Raw genomic sequence first — 18,088 nt, 5'->3', positions numbered from 1 at the left:
CAGGATTCGCTGCGGACGCTCATCCGAAGAGCCGGGGCAGCACCGCCTCGGACGTCTCGCGCAGTTCGGTCAACGGAACCGTGAACAGCCCCTGGAACTCGACCGCGTCGGAGGCCTGGTCGACGACGCCGATGCGCACCGCCGGCAGTCCCCGCGCCTCACACATCGACCGGAAGCGGCTTTCCTCGGTGCGCGGGACCGCTACCAATACGCGGCCCGCCGACTCGGAGAACAACGTCACGAACGGGTCGGCATCCTCGGGAAGCACTATGCGACAACCGGTTTCACCGGCCAGGGCTGCTTCGACGACGGCCTGCGCGAGGCCGCCTTCGGACAGGTCGTGGGCCGCAGACACCAGCCCGTCGCGCGACGCCGAATGCAGCACCTCACCCAGCAGCTTCTCGCGGGCCAGGTCGACCTTGGGTGGCAGCCCGCCCAGATGATCGGCGGTCACCTGCGCCCAGGTCGAACCGTCGAACTCGTCGCGTGTATCGCCGAGCAGCACAAGGGTTTCCCCTGGCTCGGTGCCCAGGCCGGTGGGGATGCGCCGGCCGACGTCATCGATGACACCCAGTACCCCGACCACCGGTGTGGGCAGGATCGCCGCTGAGCCCGTCTGGTTGTAGAAGCTGACGTTGCCGCCCGTCACCGGAATCCCCAGGGCCACACAGCCGTCGGCCAGGCCCCGCACCGCCTCCGAGAACTGCCACATCACTCCGGGGTCTTCCGGCGACCCGAAATTCAGGCAATTGGTCACCGCGACCGGGGTCGCTCCGGTGACGGCGACGTTGCGGTAGGCCTCGGCCAGGGCGAGCTGGGCCCCGGCGTACGGATCCAGCTTCGTATAGCGGCCGGACGCGTCGGTGGACAAGGCGATGCCGCGGCCGGTGGATTCGTCCACGCGCAGCACACCGCCGTCGGCGTGCTCGGCCAGCACGGTGTTGCCGCGCACGTACCGGTCGTACTGCTCGGTGATGTATGCGCGGCTGCACAGGTGCGGACTGCCCAGCAGCGCAAGCAAAGTGGCGCGCAGTTCGTCACCGGTGGCCGGTCGGGGCAACCGCGTCGAGCTGTCGGCGTTCAGGGCGTCCTGCGAATCGGGCCGGGCGACCGGGCGCTGATAGATCGGGCCTTCGTGGGCGACCGTGCGCGGCGGCACGTCGACGACCGTCTGGCCGTGCCAGGTGATCTGCAACCGGTCGCCGTCGGTGACCTCGCCGATCACCGTGGCCAGCACGTCCCACTTGCGGCACACCGCCAGGAAGGCGTCGACGTTTTCCGGCGTCACCACGGCGCACATCCGCTCCTGGGACTCGCTGCAGAGGATCTCGGCGGGCGTCATCTGCGTGGTGCGCAGCGGAACGGTGTCGAGCCGGATCGCCATCCCGCCGTCGCCGGCTGAAGCTAATTCCGAAGTGGCACAGGATAATCCGGCGCCGCCCAGGTCCTGGATGCCGACCACCAGGTGGCCGGCGTACAGCTCGAGGCAGCACTCGATGAGCACCTTCTCCATGAACGGGTCGCCGACCTGAACCGACGGAAGCTTCTTGCGGGATCCCTCGCTGTCGAAGGTGTCCGAAGCCAGCACCGAGACTCCACCGATGCCGTCCAGCCCGGTGCGGGCACCGAACAGGATGATCTTGTTCCCGGCGCCCGAGGCGAAGGCCAGATGCAGGTCCTCCTGGCGTAAGACGCCGACGCACATGGCGTTGACGAGCGGGTTGCCCGCGTAACAGGCATCGAAGACGGTTTCGCCGCCGATGTTGGGCAAGCCCAGAGAATTGCCGTAACCGCCGATGCCGCGCACCACCCCGTCGACCACGCGACGGGTGTCCGGCGCGTCGGCCGCCCCGAACCTCAGCTGATCCATCACCGCGACCGGTCGCGCGCCCATCGCCATGATGTCGCGGACGATTCCGCCGACTCCGGTGGCCGCGCCCTGGTAGGGCTCGACGTAGGACGGGTGGTTGTGCGACTCGACTTTGAACGTGACCGCCCAGCCGTCGCCGATGTCGACGACACCGGCGTTCTCGCCGATTCCGGCGAGCATGCCGGCCCGCATCTCTTCGGTGGTGGTCTCGCCGAAATAGCGCAGGTGCACCTTGGACGACTTGTAGGAGCAGTGCTCGCTCCACATCACCGAGTACATCGCCAGCTCGGCGTCGGTCGGGCGGCGGCCGAGGATGTCGCGGATCCGCTGGTATTCGTCGTCTTTGAGGCCCAGCTCGGCGAACGGTTGCGGCTCGTCGGGAGTGGTTGCGGCGTGCTCGACGGTGTCGATGGCCTGGGTGCGCGCGCTCGTCCCGGAGACAGTCACGCCAGACAGTCTAGGGCTGGGCGGCGTGCAGGCGCTTTCGCCGCCCAGGCGCGACCTATCCGCCGCGAAGCAGGTCTGCGCTTTCGTTGTCGGCGGGGTAGAACAATTCGACGGTCAGTTCGGCGAGCGTGACGTCAAGCGGCGTCCCGAACGTCGTCAACGTCGTGAACATCGACAACCGTCGACCCTCACCGGCGTCGAGGACGAACGGAATCAGCAGCGACGAGCTATCTAAGGGCGCGCGCCGCGCTTCGGCCGCGGCCGCGACCCCTGGGTAATCGCGTACCTCCTGGTCGAGTGCCGCCAATCCCGTGTCCCCGGTGAGCGCGATGGTGCGCCGCAACTGGTGCAGTAGATAGCCGGCCCAGTCCGGGAAATTCAGGGTTCGCCCCGCCAGGCCGTCGGGGTGCAAGCACAACCGGTAGACGTTGGCCGGCGGGCCCAGCAGCTCGTCGGGTAGGCCGGCGGTCAGCGCGGAGGCTGCCGCGTTGGTCCCCATGATGTTCCAGCACCGGTCGATGACGATGCCCGGGTAGGGATGGTGCGCATCGAGCAGGCGCTGCACCGCGTCCCGAGCCGGGGAGAGTGCGGCATCCTCCAAAGGGCGCGATTGGTAGCGCGAGGCGAAACCGGCGGCGAGTAGCAGCGCGTTACGTTCCCGCAGCGGTATATCGAGACCGTCGGCCAGAGTGAGCACCATTTCCGGACTGGGGCGCGAGCGTCCCGTCTCGATGAAGCTCAGATGTCGCGCCGACACACCGACACTCAGCGACAGATCGAGTTGACTCACCCGTCGGCGCGTCCGCCATTCGCGCAACAACTCACCAACCGCCGCGTGGCTCACCAGGCAACGGTAACCACGTCTGCGCACTCACGACGATGACCTCGCAGGTAATTGCGGGGCCGCACAGCACGGCGACACGCTTGCTGTGCGCGCTCGACCGGAGCGCCCGATCCGAGGAGGAACCATGACGGATGTCCAATCCGCCCCCAAGTTCAGCGCCGAGGTTTTCGCGGCATACTGGGCCGCACCCACCATGTCGCGCGGCTTCGACATCCTCGCCGAGGACATCGTCGGTTACTGGCCCGGCGATCCGGAGCCGGTCCAGGGGATCAAGGCATACACGGCGAAAATCGCCGAATTGCTCAGGGCCGCACCGGATCTGCGCCTCGCGGTGGTCGACAGCGCTACCGTCCCCGCCGCTGCCGAAGGTGAGGAACTGGTGTTCTTGCACTACGTCGGTCGCGGCACCGGCCCGGACGGACCGTTCGAGATCCGGGGCATCGACCGGGTCCGCACCCGCGACGGGATCGTCGTGGAGAACGTGATCCGCTACGACCCGATTTTCCTCGCCCAGGGCTGAGGGCGAGTTACTGCCCGACAACGCAGAAAACGTTGCCCTCGGGGTCGGCCAGCACCACCCAACGGAAGTTGTCGCCGAAGCTGTGCCGGCCGACCTCGCTGGCCCCGGCGGCCGTCAGCCGCGTCACCTCGCCGTCGACGTCGGCGGCGCTGAAGTCGAGGTGCACGCGGTTCTTCCCGGGGGTGGGGTCGGGCACCTTCTGAAATCCGAGTTTGGGTCCCTCCCCCAACGTCACCGCGGTGAACTCGTCGGCGAGCAGCTCCTGCGTCGTACCACCGAACTGCTCGGCCCACCAACCGGCCAGACCCGCGGGATCGTTGCAGTCGAACGTGACCATTTCTACGTTGAGCGTCATGGCCGGATCGTAGGTCAGCCGGGTGACAGAAAAGCCCGCATCGCGGCCGAATAGGAGGCCACGTCGTGCGCGCCCATCAACTCGCGCGCCGAGTGCATCGCCAGCTGCGGGGCGCCGACGTCGACCGTGGGGATGCCCGTTCGCGCCGAGGTCAACGGTCCGATCGTCGATCCGCACGGTAGGTCGGCCCGATGTTCGTAGCGCTGCAAGGCCACGCCGGCCTGTTGGCAGGCCAGCGCGAACGCCGCGGCGGTGCGGCCATCGGTGGCGTAGCGCAGGTTCGGGTGCACCTTGAGCACCGGCCCGGCGTTGACCGCGATCGGGTGGCCGGGCTCGTGTCGCTCCGGGTAGTTGGGGTGGGTGGCGTGTGCCATGTCGGCCGAGGCCAGCAACGAGGCGGGCAGCCGGCGCAGGTAGTCCTCGCGGGTACCGCCCGCCGCCAGCACTATTCGCTCGAGCACGGTGCCCAGCAGATCGGATTGTGCGCCGTGATCCGACGACGATCCGACCTCCTCGTGATCGAAGATCACCAACACGGGCAGATACGCCGCGGCCCGTTCCACGGCCAGCAGTGCCTCCAGCCCCGCATAGCAACTGGCCTGGTTGTCCAGCCGAGGCGCGCTCAGCAGGGTGGCGTCGGCCCCGACCACAGTGGCGGGAGTCAGGTCGTGGGTCATTAGGTCGGCGCCCAGCACGTCGGTCGCCGCCACTCCGGCGCGCTCCGCGACGTAATCGACGAAAGACCGCGTCGTGTCCCCGACACCCCACACCGCGTTGACGTGTCGCTGTGGATCCAGCGTCAGCGACTTGCGGTCCTCGGCCAGATGGATGGCCAGCTGCGGCACCCGAAGGATCGGCTCATCGATCCGCACCAGCCGGTGTGCGATGCCGCCGTCTTCGCCTTCCGCCCGCACCGACAGGCGCCCGCTGATGCCCAGATCGCGGTCCAGCCACGAGTTGAGCCACGCGCCGCCATAGGGTTGCAGTGCCACCATCCGCCAGCCGGCGACCACGCGGTCGGGATGCTGCTTGACCCTGAGATTGGGACTGTCGCTGTGCGCCCCCACGATTCGAAACGGCCGGTCGGGCGCTTGCGAATCCCAGGCGACCAGCGAGCCCGCCCGCACCGTGAAGTAGCGCCCGGGCTCGGACGGCCAGGGTTTAACCTCGCTCAGTTCGGTGTATCCGGCAGCGACCAGCCGAGCGGCCACCGTGGCGCACACGTGAAATGGCGACGGAGAGGCGTCGATGAAATCGCAGAGTCCTTGCGCACTCGCTGAGGACTTCGCCTGGTTTCGAGGCCCGCCGGACATGTTGAACATCATGGCTGTCGGCCGTCATGCAGTTCACGCTGGGTTGGATTGCGCGCTCCTTGCTCCCGCCGCTTCCGGCGCTCGCCGTCGCCACGCTAGGGTCACCAACGTGCCCCCCGTCCAGCCGCAACCCATCCTCGCGCCGCTGACTCCCGCGGCGATATTCCTGGTGGTGACCATCGACGACGGCGGGGAGGCGGCGGTTCACGACGCGCTGCCCGACATTCCCGGACTGGTCCGCGCGATCGGTTTCCGTGAACCGCAGAAACGGTTGTCGGCGATCGCCTCGATCGGCTCCGACGCCTGGGATCGCCTGTTCTCCGGACCCCGGCCCGCCGAACTCCATCGGTTCCCCGAGCTCAACGGGCCACGGCACAGCGCTCCCGCCACGCCCGGGGATCTGTTGTTCCACATCCGGGCCGAGAGCTTGGATGTCTGCTTCGAACTGGCCGACCGGATCCTCAAATCGATGGCCAATGCGGTCACCGTGGTCGACGAGGTGCATGGCTTCCGCTACTTCGACAACCGCGACTTGCTCGGATTCGTCGACGGCACCGAGAACCCCGACGGCGCCCTGGCCACCAGTGCCACCGCAATCGGCGACGAGGACCCCGATTTCGCCGGCTCTTGTTATGTGCACGTGCAGAAGTACGTGCACGACATGTCGTCATGGAATGCGATCTCGGTCACCGAGCAGGAGCGCGTGATCGGCCGCACCAAGCTCGATGACATCGAGCTCGACGACGACGTCAAGCCGGGCAACGCCCACATCGCCCTCAACGTGATCACTGACGACGACGGCACCGAACTGAAAATCGTGCGGCACAACATGCCGTTCGGTGAGCTCGGCAAGGGCGAATACGGCACGTACTTCATCGGCTATTCGCGCACGCCCCAGGTCACCGAACAGATGCTGCGCAACATGTTCCTCGGCGATCCGCCGGGCAACACCGACCGCATCCTCGACTTCTCCACGGCCATCACCGGCGGATTGTTCTTCTCCCCCACCCTCGACTTTCTCGATGACCCACCACCCCTGCCCGCAGCGCCGCCGGCGGAAACGCCTGCTGCACAGAACGGCTCACTTTCGATCGGCAGCCTGAAAGGAACGACTTCATGAACAACCTCTACCGCGACCTGGCACCGGTCACCGAAGCCGCTTGGGAAGAAATCGAATTGGAGGCGACCCGCACCTTCAAACGCCACATCGCCGGGCGCCGGGTCGTCGACGTCAGCGAGCCCGGCGGACCGGCCACCGCCGCGGTGAGCACCGGTCGCCTCGCCAACGTTGCGTCACCCACCGACGGCGTGGAGGCCCACCTGCGGGAAAGCAAACCGCTTGTCCGCCTGCGGGTTCCGTTCACCCTGTCGCGTTACGAGATCGACAACGTCGAGCGCGGCGCCAACGACTCCGACTGGGACCCGGTCAAGGAAGCCGCCAAGAAACTGGCGTTCGTGGAGGACCGGGCCATTTTCGAGGGCTACGCCGCGGCATCGATCGAGGGCATCCGCTCGGCCAGCTCGAACAAGTCACTGACCCTGCCGGCGGATCCGCGTGAGATTCCCGACGTCATCACGCAGGCGATCTCCGAGCTCCGGCTGGCCGGTGTCGACGGCCCCTACTCGGTGCTGCTGTCCGCCGATGTCTACACGCGGGTCAGCGAGACGACCGAACACGGCTACCCGATCCTCGAGCACATCGACCGGTTGGTTCCCGGCGACATCATCTGGGCGCCGGCCATCGACGGGGCGTTCGTGCTGACCACCCGGGGCGGCGACTTCGATCTGCAGCTCGGGCACGACGTGTCGATCGGGTACACCAGCCATGACGCGGACACCGTGCAGCTGTATCTGCAGGAGACGCTGACCTTCTTATGCTACACCGCCGAGGCGTCCGTCCCCCTGAACCCGTAGGAATATTTGCCCGCAAGCCATTGCTTATCGGGAGAGCAATTGAACTTCTCTCCTGGAGGCAGGGTTTCGATGGGAACTACATTGGCCGGTTCGACCGCATTGGTGACCGGCGCTACATCGGGTATCGGCCGGGAAATCGCACTGCAGCTTGCGAGCCGCGGCGCCGAGGTCGTCGTGCAGGGCCGCAACGCCGAACGCGGCGCCAAAACTGTCCGTGATATTGAAAACGCAGGCGGCAAAGCACGTTTCGTCGCAGCAGATCTCAGCCATGTCGAGGACGTGCGACGACTGGCCGCCGAGGCGGGACAGGTGGACATCCTGGTCAACAATGCCGGCATCTACGAATTCGGTCCCACCGCGGACACCGACGACGCGACCTTCGACGAACACGTGAACGTCAACCTGCGCGCGCCGTACATCCTGGTGCAGCAGTTGGTTCCGGCCATGGCCGCTCGGGGTAGCGGCGCTGTGGTGAACGTGAGCACCCTGGCCGCGTCGGTCGCCACACGCGGCGCGGGGATCTACGGTGCCACAAAGGCCGGCCTGGAGCAGCTGACCCGAGTGTGGGCCGATGAGTTCGGCGAGTCGGGTGTGCGGGTGAATGCGGTGGCCGCGGGACCGACCGAAACGCCCGGGGCCGCCGCCCTACCGGGTGTTCTCGACACGATTGCGGCGATCACCGCGCTGCAGCGAGTGGCCGATGCGAGCGAAATCGCCAGCGCCGTGGTGTTTCTCGCCTCGCCGGACGCCTCCTACGTCAACGGCGCAATTCTGCACGCGACCGGAGGTCAACGAGCGATCGCCGCGTAGCGACTAGAGGTCAAGCACCACATCGGTTTCCGGGGCCGCCGAGCAGATCAGGACCGAACCATCGGCGGGCAGCTCCAGCGGCCGTTGAACGTAGTTGGTCGTCCCGGCTACGATTCCGGTGGCGCAGACGTGGCACACCCCGCTTCGGCAGGAGTAACGGGTCGGCACGTCACAGGCTTCGGCCAGGTCGAGGATGCTCGGGTAGCGGGGGGACCAGCTTACCGTTAATCCGCTGCGCGCGAACGTGATCGCCGGCCCGGGGCCGGGAGGACCGGCCGGTCGATGAGGTGGCTTGGGCTCCCCGGCGTCGATAATGCCCGGGTTTATCGCCGGCAGCGCGCCGAACAGCTCACTGTGAATGCGAGTGGCGTCGATGCCCGTACTGACCAGGCCGTCGCGCATGTCCGCCATGAATTGCGTTGGACCGCAGAGGTAAACGGTGGCATCGCTGGGCAGCCCCAACGCCGCGATGGACTCTCGGCGCAGGCGCCCCTGCGTCTCGGTGTAGAAGACCCTTTGCGTGGCGTGCGGCAGCGACGCGATGAGTGTAGTGACTTCGTCTGCGAATGGCTGGGATTCGCGATTGCGGGCAGTGTGCAACCACCAGACGTCGCGCTGGCTGTGGGCCACGGCCAGCGCATGTAGCATCGCCAGCACCGGCGTCGCACCTATTCCGGCGGAGAACAGGACGACTGGACCGCTGTTCTCGGTGAGGTAGAAATCGCCGCGTGGGGCTGCCGCCGCTATCACCGAACCCGGTTGAATGTGGGCGTGCAGCCACCGGCTCACCACACCGTGATCCTCGCGCTTGACGCTGATCCGGTAGGAACCGGACGAAGGATCGCCGGAGAGGGAGTAGCTGCGCAGCGGGGCGGGATCTCCGGCGCCGGTGATCTTGACCGTCAGGTACTGGCCGGGAAGCGCCGGCGGTAGCGGGTTGTGGCCCTCGGCCTCGAGCCTGATCGAGAGCACTTGTGCACTCTCCCTGCGGGTCTCGGTGACCCGTAGGTTGCGAAATCCGTTCCATCCCGGTGGGGCTGGCGCCACCGCGGATGCCGTGCCCTCGTGCGCGTTCAGCAGCTCGTGGAAGGACTGCTGCCAGCCCGGACTGAGCGCAGGAACGTCGATGGCCTTGTGCAACGTTTCAACGTCGCGGTCGGGTAGGTAGAGCAGGGCGTCCACGTCGGCGACGCTGAGCTCGTGACGGCCACGTCGGGTACGTACGATATCGTCCCCGGCCCGGACGTGGCCCTCGGCGATCACGCGGAGGTAAAAGCCCGGACGATGTTGGGCCACCAAGAGATTGGGCATGTCGGGCTCGTCTAGGCGGACGCCGACACGGAAACACGTGACGCGCGGCTGGGTGACCTCGAACTCGGCGTCGCCGATGCGGTAGCGGTCGCCGATGCAGACGTCGTCGTCGGGAAGACCGGTGACCGTGAAGTTCTCGCCGAAATGACCGGGTCGTAGGTCGTCGCGACCCAGGTAGGTCTTCCAGAAGTCGTACGATTCGCTCTGATACACCATGACGGCGCGTTGTTCCCCACCGTGGCCAGCGAGGTCGCCTTGGCCGTCGCCGTCGATGTTCAGCCGGCGCACCATGACCGGCCCGTCAACCGGGACCTTCCATATCCCGGTGTAGACCGTTTTGTCCCGCCACTGGACGTTCTTAGGCATGCCCACGTTCACCGAAACAAGCCTGCCCACTGTGTCACCTCGAACTAGCTCGCCGTTGCGAGTCGCCCAACTGGGATGGTTCGCCCAGAATATGGCAGGCCGATCCGCACGGCAACATATAAAGCTACGGGGTGTTGCGCGCCGCCGGCTTGGTGCATAATGGGTTATATAACCCAGAACCCTCGATCGAGTTGCGCGATTTCTTCGCCGGACGCCGCCTCGGCGCTCGCTGGCAAATCACGTTGTTTCAGGAGACATGTCATGCCCGCTGTTCATCATCGGTACGCCAGCGTCGACGGCCATCGGCTCTTCTACCGTCAGGCCGGTGATCCGGCGGCTCCCGCGCTGGTCCTCCTGCACGGGTTTCCCACGAGCTCGTACATGTTCCGCCACCTGATCCCCGCCCTGGCCGACCGCTACCACGTGATCGCGCCAGATCATCTGGGCTTCGGCCTGTCCGACGCCCCACCGGTCGACGAGTTCGATTACACGTTCGATGCGCTGACCGACCTCACGGCGGGTCTGCTGCAAACCCTGGGCGTCGATCGGTACGCCATCTACGTCCAGGACTACGGTGCGCCGATCGGCTGGAGGCTCGCCCTGCGCGACCCGGCCGCGATCACCGCGATCATCAGCCAGAACGGCAATGGCTATGACGCTGGATTCGTCGAGAGCTTCTGGAAGGTCGTGCAGGCGTATCAACAGGAGCAGACGCCCGACACCGAGGCGCCGGTGCGACAGTTCCTCACGCTGGATGCGACCCGTTGGCAGTACGTCACCGGCGTCGCCGATGAGACATTGGTCAATCCCGAGTCGTGGTATCACGACTACGCGTTGCTTTGCAGGCCCGGGAACGATCTGGTGCAGCTGAAGCTGTTTCGCGATTACGCCACCAACGCGCCCATGTATCCACGCTTGCACGAATACTTCCGCGCCAGCCGGGTGCCGCTGCTCGCGGTATGGGGCCGCGGCGACGAGATCTTCGGCCCGGCCGGCGCCGAGGCATTCGCTGACGACCTCCCCGACGCCGAAATCCACCTGCTCGACGGTGGCCACTTCCTGTTGGAGTCCGCATGCGACGACGTGGTCCGACTGATCCGCGACTTTCTCGCCAATCGAGTCAAGGCCTGACCCCGATGTATGGGCTAAAGATCCCATAAATGGGAGCGCCGCCGGGTTAGCCTGACGCGATGGCCCATCCCGATGTTCGTGACGAACAACGGTTGACCGCCAAGGGGCGTGCCACCCGCGACCGGATCGTGCGGGCCGCCGCACAGCTGATCGTCACCGAGGGTCTGTCCGCGTCGAACATGGACAACGTGCGCCGGGCGGCCTCGGTCAGCGGCTCACAGCTCGCCCACTATTTCACCGACAAAGCGGCGCTGATACGCGCGGTGATCCGGCACCAGATCGGCGTGGTCTTGGAGTTTCACCGCCAGCCCGCGCTTGGGGGCCTGCGTTCGTTCGACGACTTCGAGCGATGGATCGACCTCAACATGCGCTACCTGCGGCGCATCGGCTATTTCGGCACCCCCACGTATCACGCCCTCACCGCGCAGCTCGCCAAGTCGGACGACGCCACGCGCGACGCGCTGGCCTCGGGTTACCGGCAGTGGATCGACTTGGTGGAGCACGCGATTGCGCGAATGCAAAACGACGGGCTGCTGGTCCGCGATGCCGATCCGCACCGGCTCGCCTTGGTGATCATCGCCGCCCACCAGGGAGGTGGCGTGCTGTCATTCACCTATCAAGAGGAGTGGCCGCATGCCGATGCGGTTCGTTTCGCGGTGAACTACCTACGGATGTTCGCCACCGACGCCGCCGAACGAGCACCCCGCCCGCCGCGCCGGTCGCGGACGCGCCGGCCGGCGCGACGAGCAGGTTGAGGCTGCCGAAGGTGGCGACGTGACCGAACCACCCCCATCGCGGTTCACCCCCAAGGGACTGGCGACGCGCGCGCGGATCATCGAGGTCGCGGCCCGGCTGATGTTCGAGCGTGGCGTTGCCAACACGAGCATCGAGCAGGTACGGCGCAGCGCCGGGGTGGGCGGATCCCAGATCTCGCATTACTTCACCGATAAGCGCGACCTGACCCGGCACGTCGTCTACGCGCGCCGTGATAACGTGCGGGACTTTCACACTCGGCCGCAATTCGCCGGACTCGACAGCCTCGATGCCCTGCAGGCATGGGCCGACGCCTGCGTGTCCGACATCGACGCCGTATACCGGGTCGGGGGTTGCGTTTATGGGTCTCTGGCCGGCGAACTGATCGAGGCCGACCGCGAGATACACGACGACCTCGCCATGGGATATGACCAATGGATCGAATTGTTTCGGGCCGGCCTCGAGTCGATGCGTGCTCGCGGCGCCCTGCGCCCGGACGCCGACCCGCGGCATCTGGCCGTAGCGCTGGTCGCCGCACACCAGGGCGGCGCGATGCTCACTCACGTCACCGGCGATCCGCAACCGTTGCGGGCCGCCGTCAACGCCGCCGTCGACTACGTCCGCTCCTTCGCGCCGCAACCCCCTCCGCGCACGGGTCGATCCGCACCGTCTCGCGGTCAGCGCAAATCTTGAGCAGTGGCATCCGCTGGACATAGTGGGCACGTTCGAACATAATAATGGGTCAGCTGGCCCATTATCTGCGGCGCCCACCTCGGCGTCGTCGCCCGCCAACATCTCGAAAGAGGCGGTCAATGTCCATACTCCAGTCACCTCGGCTACCGACCGCGCCGGCAGTCGTACGAGAGCAACCCGGCGGACAAACCATGCGGGCGATCATCTTGGAAAAATTCGGCGGTCTGGACAGCTTTGTTTACACCGATATCCCCAAGCCGCTGCCCAAGGACGGCGAAGTCGTCATTGCAATAAAGGGTTTCGGTGTCAATCACGCCGAGATGCACATGCGTCGGGGTGAATGGGCCGAAGCCGCCGAAGTGAGCGGCATCGAATGCGTCGGCATCGTCGACTCGTGCCCGGGTGGCGAGTTCACGGTCGGGGCCAAGGTGGCGGCGCTCATGGGAGGCCTGGGCCGCACCATCAATGGCAGCTATGCCGAATACACGCGTGTGCGCGCGGCCAATGTCGCACTCATCGAGTCAGATCTTCCCTGGTCGGATTTGGCCGCCCTGCCCGAAACTTACGCGGTCGCCTGGACGTGCCTGTTCCGCAACCTCGACCTGCAATCCGGACAGACAGTGCTACTACGCGGGGCGACCTCCGCATTCGGCCAAGCCGCGCTCAAGATGGCGGTCGCCGCCGGGGCGCGAGTCATCGCCACCGCGCGAAGCAGCAATCGCTTCCCGATGCTGGAGGAACTGGGCGCTTCGCGCGTCGAGCTGGAAAGGCGCGACCTTGCAGCCCACATCGCCGAAGCCAAGCACATTGATGCCGTCCTGGACCTCGTGGGCAACAGCACCATCTTGGACTCCCTCGACATGCTGCGCCGTGGCGGCACGGCCTGCCTGGCCGGGTGGCTCGGCGGACTCGATCCGATTGATGATTTCAACCCGCTGCTGCGCATGGCTAGCGGTGTGAACTGGAACTTCTTCGGCAGCTTCGTCTTTGGGTCACAGGGCTTCCCGCTGTCCGACGTGCCCCTGCAAGACATCGCCCGGCAGGTTGCCGACGGCCGGCTGGACGCAAAGCCGTCACGGATCTTCTCTTTCGACCAGATTCGCGAAGCGCACCGGGTGATGGAGGCAGGAGAAGCCAGCGGGAAGATGGTCGTCGTCATGCAGTGACGTGACCGCCGGACTCCAGCAGATTTCGCGAAGAAGGGACACGACGATGGGGCTGGCATGGCAGCAGGGTCCTCTGGCTGCGGGATCAATCGGACACTTCCTGACCGAGCAGGCGATGCCGGCTCGGCTGCTGTTTGCCGAGCCGTTGCGTCGCCGGATGCGAGTGCGCTTCGCGGACGGGTGGATCGCCGACAGTGACGATGTGGTCCTCTTACACGAACCGGGCCGCTACCCGGTCGCCTACTTTCCCCGCGGTGACATCGAAGAGGGAACGCTACTCGCCGAAGACCGGGTGACGCAGCACCGCGACCTCGGGGCCACACAATGGTTCACCGTCAACGCGTCAGGACGCGAGACCATTCACAGCGCCTGGGAGCACACCGGGCTGCCGGCCCATGCAGCGGTGCTTGACGGCCGGGTAGCGTTCGCCTGGCGCGCCATGGACGCGTTCTACGAAGAGGAGGAAAGGATCGTCGGGCACGCCGCTGACGCCTATCATCGCATCGACATCCGCTCCACTGCAAGGCATCTCGTCGTCCACGATGGCGACCGGGTGATTGCCGATACGCATCGTCCGTCGGCGCTGTATGAGTCCGGCTTTGCGCCCAGATGGTACGTGCCGCGCGAGGATGTCGATGAGTCCGCCCTCAAACCCATTGATATCCAGACATTTTGCCCGTACAAGGGAATCTGCTCCTACTATGACGTCGGCAGCCACCAGCGCGCGGCGTGGTCTTACGTCGACGCTTGGACGGAGGTCGCAAAGGTCCGCAATCTGGTCTCCTTCGAACCCGACAAGATCGACGTGCACCTCGACGGCAAACGACTTGAGCTGGAACCCGGCCAGACCGTCATCCCGCACGGCGTCGATCGCGGTCTCGACACGGCCGAGGTGTTAGGACGGTAGTGGTGGCGGCACCAGACACCAGCCCCGAGCGAATTCGTGGGTTCTCCGACGGCGTGTTCGCCGTGCTCATCACCATTCTGGTGTTGGAGCTCAGGCCGCCGAGCGCCCACGGATTCCGCGCCCTGCTTCCGCTGTGGCCCACCGGGCTGAGCTACGTGGTCAGCTATCTGTTCATCGCAATCGTCTGGGTCAACCATCATCACCTGTTCAACTACGCCCAGGTCGCGACGCCACGGCTGGTGTGGTCGAACTTCGCGCACCTGTTCTCGGTGTCGCTGATCCCGTTCACCACCGAGTGGATCGCCGACAGCAGGCTGGCGCCCTCGCCGGTATCTCTGTACGCGGCGGTCTTCGTTCTGGTCAACGTCACCTATTTGGCACTGTGTTGGGAGGCGGTCGATCGGCCCAGCCGGGAAGACGTTTCGGGACGGATGCGCAAGCTGTTGCGGATGAGATCCTTCATCACGCTCGGGGTGTTCGTGGCGGCGGCGCTGGTCGCGCTGAAGTGGCCGGTGGCCGCGATGTCGCTGATTGTGCTGTGCCTCGTGGGGTATTTACGACCGGACATCCCCCAACGCAAGAATGCCGAGCCCTAGAGATGCCGAAACCGTCCGTCCTCGTCTTCGACGTCAACGAGACGTTGCTCGACATCGATTCCCTCGCACCACTTTTCGAAGAGCTGTTCGGCGACGAACGGATGCTTCGGGAATGGTTCGCGCAGCTGGTCATGTACTCGATGTCCATCACATTGGCCGACAACTACGTTGCGTTTCCGGTTCTCGGCCAGGGGGTACTGCGCATGCTGGGCGACATCTACCGGGTGGACGTCACCGACGGCGACCTGGATCGCCTGAAGACGGCACTGCTCACCATGCCGGCGCACCCCGATGCCGCCGACGGGCTTGCCGCGCTGCGGGACAACGGCTTTCGGCTGGTCACCTTGAGCAACTCCCCGCCCAATGCGGACGGTCCGACGGCACTGCAGAGTTCCGGGCTGGGTGGCTTTTTCGAACACCAATTGAGCGTCGATGCACGCAGCGTCTTCAAGCCCGCGGCCGCCGTGTATCGATATGCGTGCGACACGCTCGGGGTGGCTCCCGCGGATTGCATGATGGTGGCCGCCCACGTGTGGGACACCATGGGTGCGCAGAATGTCGGCTTCAGCGGGGCTCTGATCACCCGGCACGGCAACGCGCCGTTGCCGGTGGACGGCCTGCCGCAGCCGAATATCGTCGCCAGTGATCTGCGTCAGCTCGCCGAGCAACTCATCAAACTCCGATGACTACCCAGAGCGGGGCCTCGGCGCCGTGGCCACCAAGCGAGAGGATCGTCGACCATGGCAGCAGCTGACGAAGATTTTGACGTCGTGGTGCTCGGTGCTGGCCCGATCGGCCAAAACGCCGCCGAACGGGCCCGGGCCGCAGGACTGCGCGTCGCTCTGGTCGAGCGTGAACTCGTCGGCGGCGAGTGCTCGTATTGGGCATGCGTGCCCAGTAAAGCGTTGCTGCGCCCCGTCATTGCGCTTTCGGACACCCGCAGGGTCGACGGTGCTCGGGAAGCGGTCACGGGCTCCATCAGCACCGACGGCGTGTTCGGCCGCCGCAACCGCTACGTCACCGATTGGGACGACAGCGAGCAGGCCGACTGGGTACGGGGTATTGGGGCGACCCTGATACGGGGGCATGGTCGGTTGGACGGCCCGCGCCGCGTCGTCGTCACCGACGGCGCCGGCGACCAGGTGACGGTAACCGGACGGCATGCGGTGGTCATCTGCACCGGAAGTCGCACAGCATTGCCCGACTTGCCCGGCCTGACTGAGGCGAAGCCATGGACCAACCGGCGGGCCACCGATGCCAGCGCGGTCCCGGAGCGGCTGGCCATCGTGGGCGCCGGCGGCGTGGGTGTCGAAATGGCCACCGCGTGGCAGGGTTTGGGCTCTCGAGTGACGTTGCTGGTGCGAGGCTCGGGACTGCTGCCGCGGATGGAGCCCTTCGTCGGTGAGTTGATAGGGCGCGGCCTCACCGAGGGGGGAGTCGACGTGCGGATGGGGGTATCGATTCGCGCGTTGCGCCGGCGGGACGACGATTCCCACGTGGCCCTCGACTTGGACGACGGCACCGAGTTACAGGTGGACGAGGTGCTCTTCGCCACCGGCCGCGCCCCGCTGACCGACGACATCGGTTTGGAGACAGTGGGTTTGAGGCCGGGAAGCTGGCTCGAGGTGGACGACACCTGTCTGGTGCGCGGTGCCGTCGAAGACGGCTGGCTCTACGCGGCGGGTGACGTCAATCACCGGGCCCTGCTCACCCACCAGGGCAAGTACCAGGGCCGTATCGCCGGTGCGGCCATCGGCGCCCGTGCAGCGGGAAAGCCGTTGGACACCAAACCGTGGGGGGCGCATGCGACGACGGCCGACCATCGTGCGGTGCCGCAGGCCTTCTTCACCGACCCCGAAGCCGCGGCCGTGGGACTGACGGCTCAGCAGGCCGAACAGGCCGGACACCGGATCCGCACAGTCGATATCGAGATCGGCGAGGTGGTGAAGGGGGCCGTGCTCTATGCGGACGGCTACACGGGCCGCGCGCGGATGGTGGTCGACACCGATCGCGGCCACCTGCTCGGGGTCACCATGGTTGGCCCGGGCGTGACCGAACTGCTGCACTCGGCCACCATCGCGGTCGCCGGCCAGGTGCCCGTCGACCGGTTGTGGCACGCCGTGCCGTGCTTCCCGACGATCAGCGAGCTGTGGCTCAGACTGCTCGAGGCGTATCGGGACGCCTCCGACGATAATTGACCCATGGCTACGTCAGACGGATTTCATCCGGACTTTGATTCGGCAGCGCCAGTCGCGCGCAACCGGGTACGGCACGTCAAGGCGTCGGAGATCAGCTCCGACACAGCACAATCGGAGGGGCTGCGACGCTTCGCCGCCCTGTCCGGCAGCTCGGTCGGCGCGGAGAAGCTCTGGATGGGCGAGACGCACGCGTTGCCGCAATCGGCTTCGGACAACCACCATCACGGAGACTCCGAGACGGCCATCTACGTGCGAAGCGGTAACCCGGAGTTCGTGTTTCATGACGGCACCGGCGAGGTCCGCATCGCCGCCGCCCCCGGCGACTACGTTTTCATTCCGCCACATCTGCCGCACCGGGAGGAAAACCCCGACCCCGACACCACCGCCGAGGTGGTGATCGCACGCAGCAGCCAGGAAGCCATCGTGGTCAATCTCCCGCACCTGTATCCGCTGGTTGACCCTCAGTAAACGGCGATCTCGACCAGGTTGCCGTCGACGTCACGGCAGTAGTGCGAGGTCATCGGGCCCAGCGCCCCCACCTTCGTCACCGGACCGGAGATCACCTCCACTCCGCACGCGCACAGATGGGCACGGACGTCATCGGGGCCGGCACGGGTGACGAAGCACAGGTCTTCGGAACCGGCGGCCTCGACGGACCCGGTGAACCAGTCGGGATCGTCGGCCAACGCGCCGACGGGTCGTAGATTGATCTTCTGATCCCCGAAGCACAGCGCCGTCCTCCGCGACGGCCCGAAGGTCTCGCGCCGCATGCCCAGCACCCGCTCGTACCACGCGGCGGTGGCCTCAACGTCGCGGCAATTCAGGACAATGTGGTCGAAGCGTTCCACGGCGATCGACACCTCCGACCCTCCTGACCCGCGCAAAACCGCACCC

The 18,088-nt window shown here is 66.3% G+C and carries 19 protein-coding genes; 13 read left to right on the top strand and 6 right to left on the bottom strand.

Translation table 11 applies throughout. From position 1 onward, the window contains the following. Positions 1-19: 19 nt before the first annotated feature. Both purL and AC5Y4H_RS16950 read right to left on the bottom strand, forming a co-directional pair. Positions 20-2,317, bottom strand: coding sequence for a phosphoribosylformylglycinamidine synthase subunit PurL (purL, locus tag AC5Y4H_RS16955; RefSeq protein WP_499983361.1), 2,298 nt, complete (start codon positions 2,315-2,317; stop codon positions 20-22). A gap of 55 nt (positions 2,318-2,372) precedes the next feature. Continuing rightward, positions 2,373-3,161 (bottom strand): helix-turn-helix domain-containing protein, encoded by a 789-nt coding sequence (locus AC5Y4H_RS16950; protein WP_499983359.1) that lies wholly within the window; start codon positions 3,159-3,161, stop codon positions 2,373-2,375. A gap of 124 nt (positions 3,162-3,285) precedes the next feature. Between AC5Y4H_RS16950 and AC5Y4H_RS16945 the strand changes: the two genes are divergently transcribed. Then, entirely contained in the window at positions 3,286-3,681 is a 396-nt protein-coding gene (locus AC5Y4H_RS16945) for a nuclear transport factor 2 family protein (protein ID WP_499983357.1), read from the top strand. Positions 3,682-3,688: 7 nt separating this feature from the next. Here AC5Y4H_RS16945 and AC5Y4H_RS16940 read toward each other — a convergent pair whose 3' ends face one another. Next, positions 3,689-4,036, bottom strand: a complete 348-nt coding sequence (locus tag AC5Y4H_RS16940) for a VOC family protein (RefSeq protein WP_499983354.1) — start codon at positions 4,034-4,036, stop codon at positions 3,689-3,691. 14 nt (positions 4,037-4,050) lie between these two features. Beyond that, entirely contained in the window at positions 4,051-5,358 is a 1,308-nt protein-coding gene (locus tag AC5Y4H_RS16935; protein ID WP_499983461.1) for a M18 family aminopeptidase, read from the bottom strand. Between the two features lie 100 nt (positions 5,359-5,458). Here AC5Y4H_RS16935 and AC5Y4H_RS16930 point away from each other — a divergent pair, with 100 nt between their 5' ends. The 3 genes from AC5Y4H_RS16930 to AC5Y4H_RS16920 all read left to right on the top strand — a co-directional run bounded on the left by AC5Y4H_RS16930 (position 5,459) and on the right by AC5Y4H_RS16920 (position 8,073). Next, positions 5,459-6,469 (top strand): Dyp-type peroxidase, encoded by a 1,011-nt coding sequence (locus AC5Y4H_RS16930; protein WP_499983352.1) that lies wholly within the window; start codon positions 5,459-5,461, stop codon positions 6,467-6,469. Then, the gene (locus AC5Y4H_RS16925; protein ID WP_499983350.1) at positions 6,466-7,263 is read left to right on the top strand and encodes a family 1 encapsulin nanocompartment shell protein; all 798 of its coding nucleotides are present in this window, start codon (positions 6,466-6,468) and stop codon (positions 7,261-7,263) included. The genes AC5Y4H_RS16930 and AC5Y4H_RS16925 overlap by 4 nt, the downstream gene beginning before the upstream one ends. Positions 7,264-7,332: 69 nt before the next feature. Next, positions 7,333-8,073 carry an SDR family NAD(P)-dependent oxidoreductase gene (locus AC5Y4H_RS16920; protein ID WP_499983348.1) on the top strand — a complete coding sequence of 247 codons (741 nt, stop codon included), beginning with the start codon at positions 7,333-7,335 and terminating at the stop codon, positions 8,071-8,073. 3 nt (positions 8,074-8,076) lie between these two features. Here the strand turns inward: AC5Y4H_RS16920 and AC5Y4H_RS16915 are convergent, their stop codons facing one another. Then, a complete protein-coding gene (locus tag AC5Y4H_RS16915) occupies positions 8,077-9,780 on the bottom strand; it encodes an MOSC domain-containing protein (RefSeq protein WP_499983346.1) in 1,704 nt (567 codons plus the stop codon). 231 nt (positions 9,781-10,011) lie between these two features. On the opposite strand from AC5Y4H_RS16915, the gene AC5Y4H_RS16910 reads away from it, so the two are divergent. The 9 genes from AC5Y4H_RS16910 (at position 10,012) to AC5Y4H_RS16870 (ending at position 17,662) form a co-directional block, all read left to right on the top strand. Further along, the gene (locus tag AC5Y4H_RS16910) at positions 10,012-10,881 is read left to right on the top strand and encodes an alpha/beta fold hydrolase (protein WP_499983345.1); all 870 of its coding nucleotides are present in this window, start codon (positions 10,012-10,014) and stop codon (positions 10,879-10,881) included. Between the two features lie 59 nt (positions 10,882-10,940). After that, positions 10,941-11,636 carry a TetR/AcrR family transcriptional regulator gene (locus tag AC5Y4H_RS16905; protein WP_499983342.1) on the top strand — a complete coding sequence of 232 codons (696 nt, stop codon included), beginning with the start codon at positions 10,941-10,943 and terminating at the stop codon, positions 11,634-11,636. Between the two features lie 19 nt (positions 11,637-11,655). Continuing rightward, on the top strand, positions 11,656-12,327 hold the full coding sequence (locus tag AC5Y4H_RS16900; protein WP_499983339.1) for a TetR/AcrR family transcriptional regulator: 672 nt from the start codon (positions 11,656-11,658) through the stop codon (positions 12,325-12,327). A gap of 119 nt (positions 12,328-12,446) precedes the next feature. Then, positions 12,447-13,493 carry a zinc-binding alcohol dehydrogenase family protein gene (locus AC5Y4H_RS16895; protein WP_499983337.1) on the top strand — a complete coding sequence of 349 codons (1,047 nt, stop codon included), beginning with the start codon at positions 12,447-12,449 and terminating at the stop codon, positions 13,491-13,493. A gap of 46 nt (positions 13,494-13,539) precedes the next feature. Continuing rightward, the gene (locus AC5Y4H_RS16890) at positions 13,540-14,400 is read left to right on the top strand and encodes a DUF427 domain-containing protein (protein WP_499983459.1); all 861 of its coding nucleotides are present in this window, start codon (positions 13,540-13,542) and stop codon (positions 14,398-14,400) included. A gap of 2 nt (positions 14,401-14,402) precedes the next feature. Next, on the top strand, positions 14,403-14,996 hold the full coding sequence (locus AC5Y4H_RS16885; protein ID WP_499983335.1) for a TMEM175 family protein: 594 nt from the start codon (positions 14,403-14,405) through the stop codon (positions 14,994-14,996). Positions 14,997-14,998: 2 nt separating this feature from the next. Further along, positions 14,999-15,682: a haloacid dehalogenase type II gene (locus AC5Y4H_RS16880; RefSeq protein ID WP_499983332.1), complete on the top strand. Its 684-nt coding sequence runs from the start codon at positions 14,999-15,001 to the stop codon at positions 15,680-15,682. A 54-nt stretch (positions 15,683-15,736) separates the two neighbouring features. Further along, positions 15,737-17,194 carry a dihydrolipoyl dehydrogenase family protein gene (locus AC5Y4H_RS16875; RefSeq protein ID WP_499983330.1) on the top strand — a complete coding sequence of 486 codons (1,458 nt, stop codon included), beginning with the start codon at positions 15,737-15,739 and terminating at the stop codon, positions 17,192-17,194. A 3-nt stretch (positions 17,195-17,197) separates the two neighbouring features. Beyond that, on the top strand, positions 17,198-17,662 hold the full coding sequence (locus AC5Y4H_RS16870; RefSeq protein ID WP_499983328.1) for a cupin domain-containing protein: 465 nt from the start codon (positions 17,198-17,200) through the stop codon (positions 17,660-17,662). On the opposite strand, the gene AC5Y4H_RS16865 is transcribed toward AC5Y4H_RS16870, so the two are convergent. Continuing rightward, positions 17,656-18,054 carry a VOC family protein gene (locus tag AC5Y4H_RS16865; RefSeq protein WP_499983324.1) on the bottom strand — a complete coding sequence of 133 codons (399 nt, stop codon included), beginning with the start codon at positions 18,052-18,054 and terminating at the stop codon, positions 17,656-17,658. The two genes, AC5Y4H_RS16870 and AC5Y4H_RS16865, sit on opposite strands and share 7 nt — an antisense overlap. Positions 18,055-18,088 lie beyond the last annotated feature (34 nt).

The organism is Mycobacterium sp. NGS58 (assembly GCF_059812385.1).
The sequence above is the reverse complement of the archived record's forward strand: the minus strand, read 5'-3'. Positions and strand labels throughout refer to the sequence as shown.

What these genes read in the sequence shown, in the direction of transcription:
- AC5Y4H_RS16945 (WP_499983357.1), top strand. Translation starts at nt 3,286, where the DNA reads ATGACGGATGTCCAATCCGCCCCCAAGTTCAGCGCCGAGGTTTTCGCG.
- AC5Y4H_RS16940 (WP_499983354.1), bottom strand. Translation starts at nt 4,036, where the DNA reads ATGACGCTCAACGTAGAAATGGTCACGTTCGACTGCAACGATCCCGCG.
- AC5Y4H_RS16935 (WP_499983461.1), bottom strand. Translation starts at nt 5,358, where the DNA reads ATGTTCAACATGTCCGGCGGGCCTCGAAACCAGGCGAAGTCCTCAGCG.
- AC5Y4H_RS16925 (WP_499983350.1), top strand. Translation starts at nt 6,466, where the DNA reads ATGAACAACCTCTACCGCGACCTGGCACCGGTCACCGAAGCCGCTTGG.
- AC5Y4H_RS16920 (WP_499983348.1), top strand. Translation starts at nt 7,333, where the DNA reads ATGGGAACTACATTGGCCGGTTCGACCGCATTGGTGACCGGCGCTACA.
- AC5Y4H_RS16910 (WP_499983345.1), top strand. Translation starts at nt 10,012, where the DNA reads ATGCCCGCTGTTCATCATCGGTACGCCAGCGTCGACGGCCATCGGCTC.
- AC5Y4H_RS16905 (WP_499983342.1), top strand. Translation starts at nt 10,941, where the DNA reads ATGGCCCATCCCGATGTTCGTGACGAACAACGGTTGACCGCCAAGGGG.
- AC5Y4H_RS16895 (WP_499983337.1), top strand. Translation starts at nt 12,447, where the DNA reads ATGTCCATACTCCAGTCACCTCGGCTACCGACCGCGCCGGCAGTCGTA.
- AC5Y4H_RS16890 (WP_499983459.1), top strand. Translation starts at nt 13,540, where the DNA reads ATGGGGCTGGCATGGCAGCAGGGTCCTCTGGCTGCGGGATCAATCGGA.
- AC5Y4H_RS16880 (WP_499983332.1), top strand. Translation starts at nt 14,999, where the DNA reads ATGCCGAAACCGTCCGTCCTCGTCTTCGACGTCAACGAGACGTTGCTC.
- AC5Y4H_RS16875 (WP_499983330.1), top strand. Translation starts at nt 15,737, where the DNA reads ATGGCAGCAGCTGACGAAGATTTTGACGTCGTGGTGCTCGGTGCTGGC.
- AC5Y4H_RS16870 (WP_499983328.1), top strand. Translation starts at nt 17,198, where the DNA reads ATGGCTACGTCAGACGGATTTCATCCGGACTTTGATTCGGCAGCGCCA.